14 protein-coding genes are annotated in these 16403 nt (G+C 45.9%); 12 read left to right on the forward strand and 2 right to left on the reverse strand.

What is annotated here, in order from left to right; all coding sequences use genetic code 11:
• Positions 1 to 9: 9 nt before the first annotated feature.
• Positions 10 to 1206: a 3-phenylpropionate MFS transporter gene (locus tag AB4513_RS04745; RefSeq protein ID WP_009844696.1), complete on the reverse strand. Its 1197-nt coding sequence runs from the start codon at positions 1204 to 1206 to the stop codon at positions 10 to 12.
• 249 nt (positions 1207 to 1455) lie between these two features.
• Between AB4513_RS04745 and AB4513_RS04750 the strand changes: the two genes are divergently transcribed.
• The 10 genes from AB4513_RS04750 (at position 1456) to AB4513_RS04795 (ending at position 12383) form a co-directional block, all read left to right on the forward strand.
• Positions 1456 to 3285, forward strand: coding sequence for a DUF294 nucleotidyltransferase-like domain-containing protein (locus tag AB4513_RS04750; RefSeq protein ID WP_009844695.1), 1830 nt, complete (start codon positions 1456 to 1458; stop codon positions 3283 to 3285).
• 11 nt (positions 3286 to 3296) lie between these two features.
• Positions 3297 to 3929, forward strand: a complete 633-nt coding sequence (locus tag AB4513_RS04755; protein WP_009844694.1) for a 3'-5' exonuclease — start codon at positions 3297 to 3299, stop codon at positions 3927 to 3929.
• Between the two features lie 218 nt (positions 3930 to 4147).
• Complete coding sequence (acs, locus tag AB4513_RS04760; RefSeq protein WP_009844693.1) at positions 4148 to 6097, forward strand: acetate--CoA ligase; 1950 nt, start codon at positions 4148 to 4150, stop codon at positions 6095 to 6097.
• Between the two features lie 323 nt (positions 6098 to 6420).
• Positions 6421 to 6870 (forward strand): type II 3-dehydroquinate dehydratase, encoded by a 450-nt coding sequence (gene aroQ, locus AB4513_RS04765; protein ID WP_009844692.1) that lies wholly within the window; start codon positions 6421 to 6423, stop codon positions 6868 to 6870.
• Positions 6871 to 6944: 74 nt separating this feature from the next.
• Positions 6945 to 7397: an acetyl-CoA carboxylase biotin carboxyl carrier protein gene (gene accB / locus AB4513_RS04770; protein WP_004729736.1), complete on the forward strand. Its 453-nt coding sequence runs from the start codon at positions 6945 to 6947 to the stop codon at positions 7395 to 7397.
• Between the two features lie 15 nt (positions 7398 to 7412).
• Positions 7413 to 8756: an acetyl-CoA carboxylase biotin carboxylase subunit gene (accC, locus tag AB4513_RS04775; protein ID WP_009844691.1), complete on the forward strand. Its 1344-nt coding sequence runs from the start codon at positions 7413 to 7415 to the stop codon at positions 8754 to 8756.
• Positions 8757 to 8944: 188 nt separating this feature from the next.
• On the forward strand, positions 8945 to 9832 hold the full coding sequence (prmA, locus tag AB4513_RS04780; RefSeq protein ID WP_009844690.1) for a 50S ribosomal protein L11 methyltransferase: 888 nt from the start codon (positions 8945 to 8947) through the stop codon (positions 9830 to 9832).
• A 140-nt stretch (positions 9833 to 9972) separates the two neighbouring features.
• On the forward strand, positions 9973 to 10941 hold the full coding sequence (gene dusB, locus AB4513_RS04785; protein ID WP_009844689.1) for a tRNA dihydrouridine synthase DusB: 969 nt from the start codon (positions 9973 to 9975) through the stop codon (positions 10939 to 10941).
• Between the two features lie 23 nt (positions 10942 to 10964).
• Positions 10965 to 11261 carry a DNA-binding transcriptional regulator Fis gene (fis, locus tag AB4513_RS04790; RefSeq protein ID WP_004729744.1) on the forward strand — a complete coding sequence of 99 codons (297 nt, stop codon included), beginning with the start codon at positions 10965 to 10967 and terminating at the stop codon, positions 11259 to 11261.
• A gap of 171 nt (positions 11262 to 11432) precedes the next feature.
• Entirely contained in the window at positions 11433 to 12383 is a 951-nt protein-coding gene (locus tag AB4513_RS04795) for a GGDEF domain-containing protein (protein ID WP_009844688.1), read from the forward strand.
• A 48-nt stretch (positions 12384 to 12431) separates the two neighbouring features.
• Here AB4513_RS04795 and zntR read toward each other — a convergent pair whose 3' ends face one another.
• Positions 12432 to 12872, reverse strand: a complete 441-nt coding sequence (zntR, locus tag AB4513_RS04800) for a Zn(2+)-responsive transcriptional regulator (protein ID WP_009844687.1) — start codon at positions 12870 to 12872, stop codon at positions 12432 to 12434.
• A gap of 324 nt (positions 12873 to 13196) precedes the next feature.
• On the opposite strand from zntR, the gene purH reads away from it, so the two are divergent.
• On the forward strand, positions 13197 to 14807 hold the full coding sequence (gene purH, locus AB4513_RS04805; RefSeq protein ID WP_009844686.1) for a bifunctional phosphoribosylaminoimidazolecarboxamide formyltransferase/IMP cyclohydrolase: 1611 nt from the start codon (positions 13197 to 13199) through the stop codon (positions 14805 to 14807).
• A 282-nt stretch (positions 14808 to 15089) separates the two neighbouring features.
• Entirely contained in the window at positions 15090 to 16379 is a 1290-nt protein-coding gene (gene purD, locus AB4513_RS04810; protein ID WP_009844685.1) for a phosphoribosylamine--glycine ligase, read from the forward strand.
• Positions 16380 to 16403 lie beyond the last annotated feature (24 nt).

Consider the following 16403-nt stretch of genomic DNA (forward strand, 5'->3'; position numbering starts at 1 on the left):
CTCTAATTATCAGCATTTGCTGTTAGATTCTAATTGTTCCGAACCTGATTGATTAATCTCAACCACTGAACTTCTCTCGTCCAACTTAATGAACAGAGCAAGAGCCCCCATCGCGGCCATACCCCAGAAGATGTTTGCCCCCCAAAGCTCATAGCCCCAACCACTTAAGGTCGTCATTAGTGCGATAACAGCCCCCAATGGGATCGCGTTATACAGAGCTTGCAGCGCGACCATTTTATTCTGTTCTTCTGATTGAATGTATTGAATGGCTGCGATATGCGCCATAGCAAACGTCACACCATGCAGCATTTGCACCATAACCAAGGCGAAAATCGCCGTTGTTGATGCGGTAATCCCCCAACGAGCCATCACACCGATTGCAGCTACCACGAATAGAGTACGCATTGACCAGCCAGAGAATAAGCGCTTACTGAGAGCAAACACAGCCACCTCAGCAACAACGCCTAGGCTCCATAAATAACCAATAATCGCTTCTGAGTGACCGGCTTCTTTCCAGTAAATCGCACTAAAACTGTAGTAAGCCGCATGGCTACCTTGCAGCAACGCCATCAAGGCCAAAAATTTAACCACAGACGACTCACGCAGTAACTCACCTAATTTTGGTCGCACTGCTTGTTTCTCAGATTGCGTTACTGGCATCACGTTAGGGTTTCTCATCGCCAACACTAACGACAACAGCACACCAACAAGCGCTGTATACAAAATCATATCAGTGCCGAACTGTGCGACTAAATAACCCACCACGGTTGAACCCGCAATAAAAGCAATCGAACCCCATAAACGAGTGCGTCCATAGTCAAGCATCTTAAGACGACTGTAATGGTTAGCCATTGCGTCAGAAAGAGGGATAACCGGCCCACAACACAGGTTAAACAATACTGTTGCCAACAGCATCAATAGAAAACTGCCTCCAGTAAAGAAGTGGAAACCAACAAATAACAATGAGGCGAAGCTCAACCAGCGCAGAGCGGGCAAAAGATTCTCTACGTTATGGATGCGCGGCGTAATCACAAGGTTAGCAACACAGCGAGTCGCAAAACCAATACCAATCAATACACCGATGTCCCCTGCAGAAACGCCTTGGTCTTCAAACCACAACGCCCAAAATGGCAAGTACACACCATACGCAAAAAAGAAACCAAGAAAATACTGAGATATCCATCCGTAAGGAGAGGGGCTAAACATAAATAACCTATAAAGTGTGCGGAAAAAGGCGGCTCCAATTATGCCTATCTAGAGTAGGATGAAAAAGGGAATTATTACTGGGATAGCATTCCTATATTCAATTAGCCTAGATATCACTTATCACTTATCACTTATCACTTATCACCAAGCTATATCACGTTCATCGATATCTAGTCTGCATTTAGACTAAAGTCGTCTGGAGCTTCGCTGGTATTTTGTCAGACTGATTAAAGACTCCCACTTCTTGTGATGCTTATGCCTGAAAAATTTAATATGCAGCACCCACCCTTCGATAGCCTGTCCGATACGGAACAATTGAAGCTTCGCTCTTCATTAGACGTGGTGTATTACCGCTCTCAAGAAGTGATACTGGAAGCAGATAGGCCGAGCAGACACCTGCATATCCTGATCAAAGGAGCCGTTGAAGAGCGCGCGAGCAGTGATGGTGAGATTTACGCACATTACGCCAATGACGATATTTTTGATGTGCGCAGCCAGTTTGAACCTCACACCAAACATCAATATATCGCACTCGAAGACACCTTAAGCTACCTACTGCCTACCGATGTTTTTCTCGATCTTTATCACGCCAATGGTCAATTTGCCGCCTACTTTGATAGTAACCTGTCGACACGGAAAGCTCTGATTGAGGCCGCTCAGCAGCAACAAAACCTTGCCGAGTTTATATTGACCAAAGTGGATGACTCTATTTATCACCCACCACTGATTCTTGAGCCAGGGCAACCCATCAACCAAGTCACTCAAATCCTAAAAGAGCAAGGCTTAGACTCGGCGCTGGTGCATTTAGACGACAAAGGCATAAAAGATTTTGGTTCAGGCTCCTTACCGTATGGGATCGTCACACGAACCAATTTATTGCACGCTGTAATGCTCGATAACTTCCCACAGGACGCGCCCGTTGGCGAGATTGCAACATTTCCAGTGATGCACGTAAACCAAGGGGATTTCTTATTTAATGCCATGATTACCATGACCAGAAACCGGGTAAAAAGGTTGATGGTTTGTGACGGTCTAGATGCTGTCGGCATGGTGGATATGACACAAATCCTCAGTGCATTCTCCACTCACTCTCACGTGCTCACTTTGCGTATTGCGCGATCCACCAGCATTGAAGAGCTCGCATTAGCCTCCAACAAACAACGTCAACTGGTCGAAAGCCTACTCAGTAACGGCATTCGCACGCGCTTCATCATGGAGCTAATTTCAGCCGTTAATGAACAGATAATAGAGAAAGCGTTTGAGTTGGTTATCCCACCCGCACTGCATAATCATTGCTGCCTCATCGTGTTGGGCTCCGAAGGCCGTGGAGAACAAATCCTCAAAACCGATCAAGACAACGCGCTAATAATTCAAGATGGCTTGGAGTGGCATCAATGCCAAAGTGCCATGAACGACCTCACCCACACCCTTCAACAATTGGGTTACCCACTGTGCCCGGGCAACGTGATGGTCAACAACCCGAAATGGGTGCATTCAGAACAAGAGTGGAAACAAACCCTCACCCATTGGGTAAAAAAAGCCACGCCAGACACCGTGATGGATATCGCGATCATGGCGGATGCACACGCCGTTGCGGGTAATAGAGAGTTATTAAAACCCGTAAAGCAGCACCTAAGTGATTTGATGCTCGGACAAGAATTGATTCTGACTGAATTCTGCCGACCGGCTCTGAACTTCTCAGTACCCCTCACCCTGTTTGGCAATGTTAAACAATCCAAGTCAGGGCTCGATATCAAACAAGGCGGTATTTTCCCTATCGTGCATGGTGTGAGGGCACTCTGTCTTGAGCATGGTGTCACGGTAAACAACACCTTCGAACGCATTGAACAGTTGGTCTGTAAGAAAGTGCTTGAGCAAAGTACCGCCGATAACCTTAGTGAAGCACTCAAACAGTTCTTTAAGTGGCGCTTAGCCCAAAGACTTTCTCAGCAGCACAGTAGCAACAAGATTAACGTCAAATTGATGGAGCGAGCAGACAGAGACCTGCTTCGCCATAGCTTGCATGTGGTCAAAAAATTCAAGCAATGGCTTGGCTACCACTATCAGATACGGGATTAGGCGATTGAACGATGAATAGATTGGTTCGTTATTACTGGCATCATAAACTCAAAGGCTCTACTTATCAGCCTCTGTTTACTGCGCCTGCTAATCACGAATACGTATCTCTCGATTGTGAAACCACCAGCCTCGACCCCAATCAGGCAGAATTAGTCACCATTGCTGCGACCAAGATCATCGGTAACCGAATCATTACCAGCCAACCTTTTGAAGTCCGATTGCGCGCCCCGCAATCACTCGATTGCAATTCAATAAAAATCCACCGCATTCGTCATCAAGATCTAAAGCATGGCATCGAAGAAAAACAGGCTTTAATCGAGCTACTTAACTTCATTGGAAATCGTCCTTTAGTCGGCTATCACATCCGCTATGACAAAAAGATTCTCGACCGCGCCTGTTTAAAACAGCTTGGATTTCCACTGCCTAACCGATTAGTCGAAGTGAGCCAACTCTACCAAGACAAACTCGAAAGACAGCTGCCCAATGCCTATTTTGATCTCAGTATGGACGCCATCTGTCGCCAGCTCGATTTACCTATCCCCGTCAATAAACATGATGCATTACAAGACGCTATCTCCGCCGCCCTGATCTTTGTTCGCCTGAAACATGGTGATCTGCCCCGTTTCAACTCTTCTTATTCTTAATTCAACCACTGGCGCTTCACATAGAGAGCAACATCTCAAAAATGAACTTAACTCGCTATTTTGTAAGTGAAAAGCAACGTCTCATCCTAAAGTCTAATTGTGGAAATCGCCGTCCTAGTCGAGAGTGATAACACAACGACGGTTCTGTAATAGACCTAGAAACTGAACACAAAGGAAGTTGCCAGTTCATTAGGAATGTAGGCACAAGGAGAGATGCAATGAGTGAAGCCCACGTTTATCCGGTAAAAGAAAATATTAAATCAACCACACACGCGGATAATGACACTTACCTAGCCATGTACCAGCAATCTGTTTCTGACCCTGAAGGCTTTTGGGGTGAACACGGAAAAATCGTTGATTGGATTAAACCTTTCACACAGGTAAAAAATACCTCTTTCGACCCTGGCCACATTGATATTCGCTGGTTTGAAGATGGCACGCTTAACGTTTCGGCTAACTGTATCGACCGCCACCTTGCTGAGCGCGGTGATGAAGTCGCTATCATCTGGGAAGGCGATGATCCGGCGGATGACAAAACTCTAACTTTTAATGAACTACACAAAGAAGTGTGCCTGTTTTCAAATGCTCTAAAAGAGCAAGGCGTGCGCAAAGGTGATGTAGTTTGTTTATACATGCCAATGGTTCCTGAAGCTGCGGTTGCCATGCTGGCATGTACCCGTATCGGGGCGGTTCACACAGTGGTATTTGGCGGTTTCTCCCCAGAAGCACTGTCTGGTCGTATTATCGATTCAAATTCTAAAGTCGTTATCACTGCCGATGAAGGCGTGCGTGGTGGCCGTGCGGTTCCACTGAAGAAAAATGTCGATGAAGCACTGACGAATCCTGAAGTGAAGAACATCGAAAAGGTTGTAGTATTCAAACGTACTGGCGGCGATGTTGCATGGCACGAACACCGCGATGTATGGTGGCACGATGCTATTGCTAATGTATCTGCAGATTGCCCACCAGAAGAGATGAACGCAGAAGATCCACTATTCATCCTTTATACGTCAGGCTCAACAGGCAAACCTAAGGGTGTTATGCACACTACAGGTGGTTACCTCGTTTATGCAGCAATGACCTTCAAATACGTGTTCGATTACCAAGAAGGCGAAACTTTCTGGTGTACAGCCGATGTGGGTTGGATTACCGGTCACACATACCTTGTTTACGGACCGCTTGCCAATGGTGCAAAAACCATTCTGTTTGAAGGCGTGCCGAACTACCCGAACACCAGCCGCATGAGTGAAGTGGTCGATAAGCACCAAGTTAATATTCTTTATACTGCACCAACAGCGATTCGCGCTTTGATGGCGAAAGGCAATGAAGCCGTTGAAGGCACGTCTCGTGACAGCCTAAGAATCATGGGCTCAGTGGGTGAACCTATCAACCCAGAGGCGTGGGAGTGGTACTACAAAACAATCGGTAATGAGCAGTCTCCAATTGTTGATACATGGTGGCAAACAGAAACGGGCGGAATCTTGATTGCACCGCTACCAGGCGCAACAGACCTAAAACCGGGCTCAGCGACGCGTCCATTCTTCGGTGTGCAACCGGCGCTGGTTGATAACATGGGTAACATCATTGAGGGTGCAACAGACGGCAACCTAGTGATTCTTGACTCTTGGCCAGGCCAGATGCGTACCGTTCACGGCGATCATGACCGTTTCGAACAAACTTACTTCTCGACCTTTAAAGGCATGTACTTCACCAGTGATGGTGCTCGTCGTGATGAAGACGGTTACTACTGGATTACTGGCCGTGTTGATGACGTTCTGAACGTATCAGGTCACCGTATGGGTACCGCTGAGATTGAATCGGCTCTAGTCGCATTTGATAAGATCGCAGAGGCTGCGATTGTAGGTATCCCTCATGATATTAAAGGCCAAGCGATTTACGCTTACATCACGTTGAATGATGGTGAATTCCCGACCGCAGAGCTTCATAAAGAAGTGAAAGACTGGGTACGCAAAGAGATAGGCCCAATCGCAACGCCAGATGTACTGCACTGGACCGACTCATTACCAAAAACTCGTTCAGGTAAAATCATGCGTCGTATCCTGCGTAAGATTGCCACTGGCGATACTGGCAACCTAGGCGATACGTCGACACTGGCAGACCCAAGCGTGGTCGATAAGCTGATTGCAGAGAAAGCGGAACTGGCATAAGCAACCCGTCACATTACGTAATTACTGTTTAAAACAGCTCCTTTCTAAACCGTCACCTATGTGGCGGTTTTTTTATGGCTGATCTTGATCTCAAATATCCTCGACAAAATTAAGGCTAAGGCGCTTTTTTGTTAAGTTGGTAACAATCTCACACTCTCTCAATAGGAGATTAGACCAGTAAATTGCTGCGATTTGCGCTGAATTAGCTATAATCTGGTTCTAATTTTTAAATTTGGGTTTTTCTTACTGGAAATTATCCCCAAATTTTCAATAAAATGGCAACATTCACGTTCGTAAACACGATAAAGGAAGATAGCCCCACAATGTCTACAAAGTTTCGCATTCTAGTTTTAAATGGACCAAACCTTAATCTGTTAGGCCTTAGAGAGCCTGCACACTACGGTTCTCAAACACTTGACCAGATTATTAGCTCATTGACCGAGCAAGCGAAAACACACGATGTTGAGCTATCTCACTTACAGTCAAATCGTGAGTATGAGCTGATTGAAGCTATCCATAGTGCTTATCAAAATGTTGATTTCATTATTATCAACCCAGCGGCCTTTACACATACCAGTGTGGCGTTGCGTGATGCACTACTTGGTGTTGCTATCCCATTTATTGAGGTTCACCTATCGAATGTTCACGCACGTGAACCATTCCGTCACCACTCTTACCTGTCTGATAAAGCAGAAGGTGTGATTTGTGGCTTAGGTGCCCAAGGTTATCAATTTGCTTTGACCGCTGCGCTCAACAAGCTCAACGCAAAGTAAATAAAAACAACGAACTATTACTAACCTACTCAGTCAAAGAGTAAGTTCAATCAACAGATAAAGAGAAAGAAACAATGGATATTCGCAAAATCAAGAAGCTAATCGAATTGGTTGAAGAGTCTGGTATTTCTGAGCTAGAGATCTCTGAAGGTGAAGAGTCAGTACGAATCAGTCGTAACAGCCCTGTATCTGCAGCGCCTATTCAATATGCAGCAGCTCCAGCTCCTGTAGCGGCAGCAGCACCTGCGGCGGCACCTGTAGCTGCAGAAGCGGCAGCTCCTGCAGTTCCTGCTGGTCACCAAGTTCTTTCTCCAATGGTTGGTACTTTCTACGGCGCTCCAAGCCCAGATGCAAAACCATTCGTTAAGGTTGGTCAATCTGTAACTGCTGGCGAAACGCTATGTATCGTTGAAGCAATGAAAATGATGAACCAAATCGAAGCTGATAAATCTGGTGTTGTAACGGCTATCCTAGTTGAAGACGGTCAACCAGTAGAATTCGACCAAGCTCTAGTAATTATCGAATAATAGAGAGCACTCATTATGTTAGATAAATTAGTAATCGCGAACCGTGGTGAAATTGCACTGCGTATTCTGCGAGCATGTAAAGAGCTTGGCATCAAAACGGTAGCGGTTCACTCAACAGCTGACCGCGATCTTAAGCACGTACTGCTTGCTGACGAAACCATTTGTATCGGTCCAGCTCGTGGTATCGATAGCTACCTGAACATTCCTCGTATCATCAGCGCTGCTGAAGTAACGGGTGCAGTCGCTATCCACCCTGGCTACGGCTTCCTATCTGAAAATGCAGATTTTGCAGAACAGGTAGAGCGCAGTGGTTTTATCTTCGTTGGCCCTAAAGCTGAAACCATTCGCATGATGGGTGACAAAGTGTCAGCTATCACGTCAATGAAAAAAGCGGGTGTACCTTGTGTACCAGGTTCTGACGGTCCTCTTGACGACGACGAAGCGAAAAACAAAGCGCACGCTAAGCGCATTGGTTTCCCTGTAATCATCAAGGCTTCTGGCGGCGGCGGCGGTCGTGGTATGCGTGTTGTTCGTACTGAAAAAGAACTAACAGAAGCTATCGCAATGACTCGTGCTGAAGCAAAAGCATGTTTCAATAACGACATGGTTTACATGGAAAAATTCCTAGAAAACCCACGTCACATTGAAGTACAAGTGCTTGCAGATGGTCAAGGTAATGCTATCCACCTAGGTGAGCGTGACTGTTCAATGCAGCGTCGTCACCAGAAAGTTGTGGAAGAAGCACCAGCACCAGGTATCACTGAAGAAATGCGTAAATACATCGGCGACCGTTGTACTCGTGCATGTCTTGAGATTGGTTACCGCGGCGCAGGTACATTTGAATTCCTATACGAGAACGGTGAGTTCTACTTCATTGAAATGAACACTCGCATCCAGGTTGAGCACACGATTACTGAAATGGTAACGGGTATCGATCTAGTGAAAGAGCAACTTCGCATTGCTGCTGGTCAGCCTCTATCATTCACACAGGATGATATTAAGCTGCGCGGCCACTCAATCGAATGTCGTATCAATGCAGAAGATCCGGTGCGTTTCCTACCCTCTCCGGGTAAGATCACGCGTTTCCATGCTCCAGGTGGTATGGGCGTACGTTGGGAGTCTCACATCTACACGGGTTACACAGTGCCACCACACTACGATTCAATGATTGGTAAGCTGATCACTTACGGTGAGAACCGTGATGTTGCTATCGCTCGCATGAAGAACGCATTGGGTGAAATGATTGTTGAAGGTATTAACGTTAATACTGAGCTTCAACTGTCTATTATGAACGACGAAAACTTCCAACACGGTGGGGCAAACATCCACTACCTTGAGAAGAAGCTTGGTCTACAATAGACGCTAGCCTTCCGTAATTCGTTCTCTGTAGAACAGTAATAAATGCTCACTTCGGTGGGCATTTTTGTTTGTAAATACTCGCAATAATCAATTCATCATCCCCATTATATTCCGTGGGGTTTTGGTGAATTTGCTCATATTTTCTGCTAGACTCGCCATCCAATTTTTCTCATATAGAAGATGCAGCCATGCCTTGGATTCAAATCAAGCTTAATGCTACCAATGAAAATGCCGAACAAATCGGCGACATGTTAATGGAAGAGACTGGTGCTCTTTCTGTAACTTTCCTGGATGCACAAGATACCCCTGTATTTGAGCCTCTGCCGGGCGAAACTCGCCTTTGGGGTGATACTGACATTCTCGCGCTTTACGACGCTGAGACTGACACTGGTGTCGTTCTAGCGCAGATTAAAGCAAGCAACATGTTCCCTGCAGACTTTGCTCACAAAGTAGAGCAAATTGAAGACAAGGATTGGGAACGTGAATGGATGGACAACTTCCACCCAATGAAGTTTGGTGAGCGTTTATGGATTTGCCCTAGCTGGCGCGATATCCCTGAACCTGACGCTGTAAACGTCATGCTAGACCCTGGTCTTGCATTTGGTACCGGTACTCACCCAACAACAGCATTGTGTCTTGAATGGCTTGAAGGCCTAGACCTGACAGGCAAAACCGTGATCGATTTCGGTTGTGGTTCAGGCATCCTAGCGATCGCTGCGATCAAACTTGGCGCGGCAAAAGTTATCGGGATCGACATTGATCCTCAAGCCCTGCTTGCATCAAAAGACAACGCACAACGCAATGGCGTGGCAGAGCAACTAGAAGTGTTCTTACCACAAGATCAACCGGAAGGTTTACTTGCTGACGTTGTTGTTGCCAACATTCTTGCAGGTCCACTACGCGACCTTTCTGGCATCATTAAAGGTCTAGTAAAGCCAAATGGTGTACTAGCAATGTCGGGTGTTTTAGATACACAAGCGGAAGATGTTGCAACTTATTATCGTGATGAGCTTCACATTGATCCGATCATTGAACAACAAGAATGGTGTCGAATCTCTGGTCGCAAGCAAGGCTAGGTAAGACTTTGGGCGCTAATTGATTGAAATTTAAACGAATTACAAAAACAAATTGTAAATGCTCAAATATTAGTCTTTTCACGCAGCGAAAAAATGCGTAAAATGCGCGCCCTTGCTGGTACAGAACTGTGATGACATTTTTGAAAATCGGAAATTATCAACTTAAGAACAATCTAATCGTCGCTCCTATGGCTGGCGTAACGGATAGACCATTCCGTGAGTTGTGTCTTCGTTACGGTGCGGGGATGGCAGTCAGTGAAATGATGTCCTCCAATCCGAAAGTTTGGAAAACGTCAAAATCTCAGCAGCGTATGGTACATGAAGGCGAATCGGGCATTCGTTCAGTACAAATCGCTGGTGCAGATCCACAGCTTATGGCCGAGGCTGCTCAATTCAATGTTGCTAACGGTGCGCAAATCATCGATATCAATATGGGTTGCCCAGCAAAAAAAGTGAATAAGAAGCTTGCGGGCTCAGCCCTGCTTCAGCATCCAGAACTCATTGAAGATATTCTGAAGGCTGTGGTAAATGCTGTCGACGTTCCAGTAACGTTGAAAACGCGCACAGGCTGGGATACAGACAATAGAAACTGTGTCCAAATCGCGAAAATAGCCGAAGACTGCGGCATACAAGCTCTTGCCCTTCACGGGAGAACTCGCGCTTGTATGTACAAAGGTGAGGCAGAATACAAACACATTAAAGCAGCGAAACAAGCAGTATCTATTCCGGTTATCGCTAACGGTGATATCGATAGTCCGGAAAAAGCGAAGTTTGTGCTGGAGTACACCGGCGCTGATGCTTTAATGATAGGTCGACCTGCCCAAGGGCGTCCTTGGATTTTTAACGAAATCCTACACTATTTGGAAAACGGCACCACGATGGACCCACTCCCGATTTCGGAAGTGAAAGACATCATGCTTGGTCATGTGCTCGCTCTACATGAATTTTATGGAGAGTTTTTAGGCCCTCGCATCGCTCGTAAGCATGTGGGTTGGTATCTAAAAGAGCATGAACAAGCGAGTGAGTTTCGCCGTACCTTCAACGCATTCGAAGCAGGTGATCTGCAGCTTGAAGCGCTAGAAGGTTTTTTTGATAACGTTGCACCATAATTACGAGAAGAGCTAGACCGAATATGTTCGAACAAAATCTGACTTCAGAAGCATTGACAGTAACTACAGTTACATCACAAGACCAAATCACGCAGAAGCCACTACGTGACTCAGTTAAAGCATCATTGAAAAATTACCTTGCTCAATTAAACGGTCAAGAAGTCAGCGAGTTATACGAATTAGTATTAGCTGAAGTTGAACAGCCACTACTAGACACTATCATGCAGTACACTCGCGGTAACCAAACTCGCGCAGCAACCATGATGGGTATTAACCGCGGTACTCTTCGCAAGAAACTTAAAAAATACGGCATGAACTAATCGTTCTTTCGTAATTTATTGAATTAGAAGCCGAGCTCTTTATTGAACTCGGCTTTTTTTTGTTTATATGGCAACAAGCGAACAATTATCAATCAATTAATGAGATGTAACGATTGATAACGTAATCACTACCGATATAATGACCCATTAATCTAATCGTCTGGAAGCTACATGCTTGATATGAAAAGGGAAGAATGGCTTAGCACACTGATCCGTGAACTGCCTGATCGTCATCTTCTGTTGGATACATCCGGACGTATTGTTGAAAACTTTGACAATCCAAATCACCACACAGTTTCAGAACTGTTGCCTCCCTCGGTTGAAAAGCAGCTATTAGAGGCGGCAAAGCAAGCTTATTCCAGTCGCGAAATTCAATACATTCAATACTCTCTTGCGCCCTGTCAGCAACTTCAGCTTTCTATTGAACAACTTTTCGCTCAAGGTGAAGAATCAGACGATCGATATTTTGAATCGACATTAAAGCCATTGTATCTCTCGCCAGAAAAGCAATACGTGCTGTGGCAAGAGCGAGATATTACTAAAGCACAGCAACGTGAAGCTGAGCTGATAGAACTCGCTGAAATCGATGAGCTAACTGGGATTTTAAATAGACGAGCCTTTTTACTTGGGTTGGAAAAAGAGTTCAGTCAACCGCCTAAGCAAAGCTTAACTTGTTTGATGATAGACATAGACCACTTCAAAGAAATCAATGATCAAGTTGGCCACCTCTCTGGTGATGAGGTAATCGTTCAAGTCGCGAGTTTATGCCAACAGTCAATAGACTGCGATGATTATCTAGGTCGCTTGGGTGGCGAAGAATTCGGTGTCATTCTCACACACACCAGTGCCATTGAAGCTTATTACGTTGCAGAGACGATTCGTAAAACGATTGAATCAACACCATGCACCGTAGACGGCCACATCATCTACCCAACAGTCAGCATCGGTGTTGCTGAATACACACCACATCTTAAAACCATAAAAGAACTATTGGCTCAAGCTGATAGAGCCATGTACTCTTCAAAGCAGACTGGCCGCAACCAAGTCACGCTTTACCATAATAACCTACCCACTTTAAAAATTGACGCTCAACTAAGAGCCAAAATACTGCAAGCTTCCTAGGGTTATCAACCATAGTAAACCTCTCTCCCTAACGGGGGACCTTCTCAGCTATTTACCATCAGCAGCACAGCATGAGCTTTGTTTATCTTCGCTCGCCAAAGCACCTAAGATAGAACAATGGCTCGCATCGTCATCTACATGTCCGCAGCAAGCATCATTAATCTTCTTTAATGCCGTGCGTATTCTGCCAAGTTCACTGATTTTTTCATCAATAAGTGTCAGCTTTGCCGTTGTGATGGCTTTCACTTCCGAGCAACTGTGCTGCGTTGCTTCCAAGCGAATCTCGAGCAATTCCTTAATTTCATCTAAACTCAGCCCTAACGCTTTAGATTTAAGAATAAAGGTCACCTGTTTTTGATTGTTTTCATCATATAAGCGATATCCTGAGTCACTGCGACTGGCAGGAGCAATCAGGTTACTTTTTTCATAAAACCGTAAGGTATCGGCTGTCACACCGCATCGTTTCGCTAATTCACCGATCTGAAACATGTTTTTTCCTACTGTTCCGTCCATTCCACAATTAACCTTATCGTTACTTTTCAGGCTGAAATGGCACTTTTCATAATTAATTTTGAGATGCCAAACGATTGCGCGAGCTTTTTTGTAATAAATTAGTTAGAATCTGCGCCATCAAATTTGGAGTTGGTTATCTTATAGCTTGATTATAAGAACACCCCAAAGGTCTTTACCAAAACTGGCCAATATTTTATCTCTTACTGGTATCTAAGATACTCCACGCTAAGAAGATAGAAACAAGTTCTTTTTTGGCAAATATCTTTATTTTAACCCCATGAATTTGAGGAAGATGGAAGCATGAATAACGCTCGTCCAATTCGCCGCGCTCTCATCAGCGTATCAGACAAAACTGGTATCGTTGAATTTGCACAAGCTCTTGCTAACCGTGGTGTAGATATCCTATCTACCGGTGGCACTGCTCGCCTGCTTGCTGAAAAAGGCATCTCTGTTACAGAAGTATCTGATTACACTGGTTTCCCAGAAATGATGGATGGCCGTGTTAAGACTCTGCACCCAAAAGTTCATGGTGGTGTTCTAGGCCGTCGTGGTCAAGATGATGACGTGATGGAAACTCACGGTATCAACCCTATCGATATGGTTGTTGTAAACCTATACCCATTCGCAGAAACCGTTGCTAAAGAAGGTTGTACCCTTGCTGACGCTGTTGAGAACATCGACATCGGCGGTCCTACAATGGTTCGCTCTGCAGCGAAAAACCACAAAGACGTAACTATCGTTGTTAACGCACACGACTACGAGCGCGTTGTTGCTGAAATGGACGCGAACGAGAAATCTCTAACGCTAGAGACTCGTTTCGACCTCGCTATCGCAGCATTCGAGCACACAGCTTCTTACGACGGCATGATCGCAAACTACTTCGGCACTATGGTTCCATCTTACGGTGCCTCTCTACTTGATGAAGAAGGAAAGAAGGCTGATGAAGAGTCTAAATTCCCTCGCACGTTCAACCAACAGTTCGAGAAGAAACAAGACATGCGCTACGGTGAGAACAGCCACCAAGCGGCAGCATTCTACGTTGAAGCGAACCCTGAAGAAGCGTCGGTTTCTACTGCTCGCCAAATCCAAGGTAAAGCGCTTTCTTACAACAACATCGCTGACACTGACGCAGCACTTGAGTGTGTGAAAGAGTTCGACCAGCCAGCATGTGTAATTGTTAAGCATGCTAACCCATGTGGTGTTGCACTAGGTGAAGACATCCTAGAAGCTTACGACCGTGCATTCAAAACAGACCCAACGTCTGCATTTGGCGGCATCATCGCTTTCAACCGTGAGCTAGACGCTGCAACAGCAACGGCTATCACTGAGCGTCAATTCGTTGAAGTTATCATTGCACCATCTGTTTCTGCGGAAGCAGTAGCAATCGTAGCGGCTAAGAAAAACCTTCGCCTGCTTGAGTGCGGTGAGTGGACAACTAAGACAACTGGTTTTGACGTGAAACGCGTTAACGGCGGTTTGCTAGTTCAAGACCGCGACCAAGGCATGGTGTCTGAAGATGACCTTAAAGTGGTTTCTAAGCGCCAACCTACAGCTGAAGAGCTAAAAGATGCCCTATTCTGCTGGAAAGTAGCGAAATACGTTAAATCTAACGCTATCGTTTACTCGAAAGGCGACATGACAATTGGTGTTGGCGCTGGCCAAATGAGCCGCGTTTACTCTGCGAAAATCGCAGGCATCAAAGCTGCAGACGAAGGTCTACAGGTTGAAGGTTGTGTGATGGCATCAGATGCATTCTTCCCATTCCGTGACGGTATCGACGCGGCAGCAGAAGCGGGCATCAAGTGTGTTATCCAACCGGGCGGCTCTATGCGTGATGACGAAGTTATCGCAGCAGCAGACGAACACGGCATGGCGATGATCTTTACGGGCATGCGTCACTTCCGCCACTAATTTCCTCTTCGTATTTGGCACTGTGGCGTCGTTAGCTGCTTTCGCCCACCCCGGTCACATAGTGGACTATGCTTCCGGGGATGGGCTCAATTGCTGCCTAGCCACATCACCAACTACTTTGAGCAAAACTTATAATTTTGTTTTTTAAATATTCCGATATTTGAAATACGTAGAGCAAGTCAGCGACTTTAGTTCAAGGAAAACACGCGGAGCTTATGACCATAAGTGAGCATGTTTGACACAGAAATAAAGGCTCTGAAGCAGCTATAAGGATTTTAAAACATGAATGTACTTATTATTGGTGCTGGCGGTAGAGAACATGCTTTGGGTTGGAAAGCGGCACAAAACCCAAACGTTGAAACAGTATTCATTGCTCCAGGTAACGCAGGTACTGCGCTTGAACCTAAACTTGAGAACGTAAACATCGGCGTTGAAGACATCGCAGGTTTAGTCGCGTTTGCTCAAGATAAAAAAATCGAACTGACTATCGTTGGCCCTGAAGCACCATTGGTTATTGGTGTTGTTGATGCATTCCGCGAAGTTGGCCTACCAATCTTCGGTCCAACTCAAGCGGCAGCACAGCTTGAAGGCTCTAAAGCATTCACCAAAGACTTCCTAGCTCGCCATGAGATCCCAACAGGTTACTACTCAAACTTCACTGAGATTGAGCCAGCTATCGCTTACGTTCGCGAGCAAGGCGCTCCAATCGTAGTAAAAGCTGACGGTCTTGCGGCGGGTAAAGGCGTTATCGTTGCGATGACACTTGAAGAAGCTGAAGACGCAATCAAAGACATGCTAGCAGGCAACGCATTTGGCGAAGCAGGCAGCCGCGTGGTAATTGAAGAGTTCCTTGAAGGCGAAGAAGCAAGCTTCATCGTAATGGTTGACGGTTCTAGCGTTCTGCCTATGGCCACTAGCCAAGATCACAAACGTGTTGGCGACAAAGACACTGGCCCTAATACTGGCGGCATGGGTGCTTACTCTCCAGCTCCAGTGGTAACTCCTGAAATCCATAACCGCATCCTTGAGGAAGTTATCTATCCAACGGTACGTGGTATGGACGCAGAAGGCGCTCCTTACACTGGTTTCCTTTACGCAGGACTAATGATCGATGCTGACGGCACGCCTAAGGTTATCGAATACAACTGCCGCTTTGGCGACCCTGAAACGCAACCTATCATGATGCGTATGGAGTCAGACCTTGTTGAACTTTGCCTAATGGCTATCGATGAGAAGCTAGACGAAGCAGAATCAAAGTGGGACCCACGCGCTTCTATCGGTGTTGTTCTTGCTGCTGGCGGTTACCCTGCTGACTACGCAAAAGGTGACGTTATTTCACTGCCAACCAGCGAAGTTGAAGGCCAAAAGGTTTTCCACGCGGGTACGACAAATAACGAAGCTGGCGACGTTGTGACAAACGGTGGCCGTGTACTTTGTGCAACGGCACTGGGTAATACGGTTTCTGAAGCTCAGGAGCGCGCTTACGCGTTGACGAAGCAAGTTAGCTGGAATGGTATGTTCCACCGCAATGACATCGGTTACCGTGCGATTGCGCGCGAGCAAGAACAGTAATCAATCTTGTTACTCGCTTACTTT

The sequence above is a fragment of the Vibrio sp. 10N.222.54.E6 genome, assembly GCF_041473955.1.
Lineage (GTDB): Bacteria > Pseudomonadota > Gammaproteobacteria > Enterobacterales > Vibrionaceae > Vibrio > Vibrio tasmaniensis_A.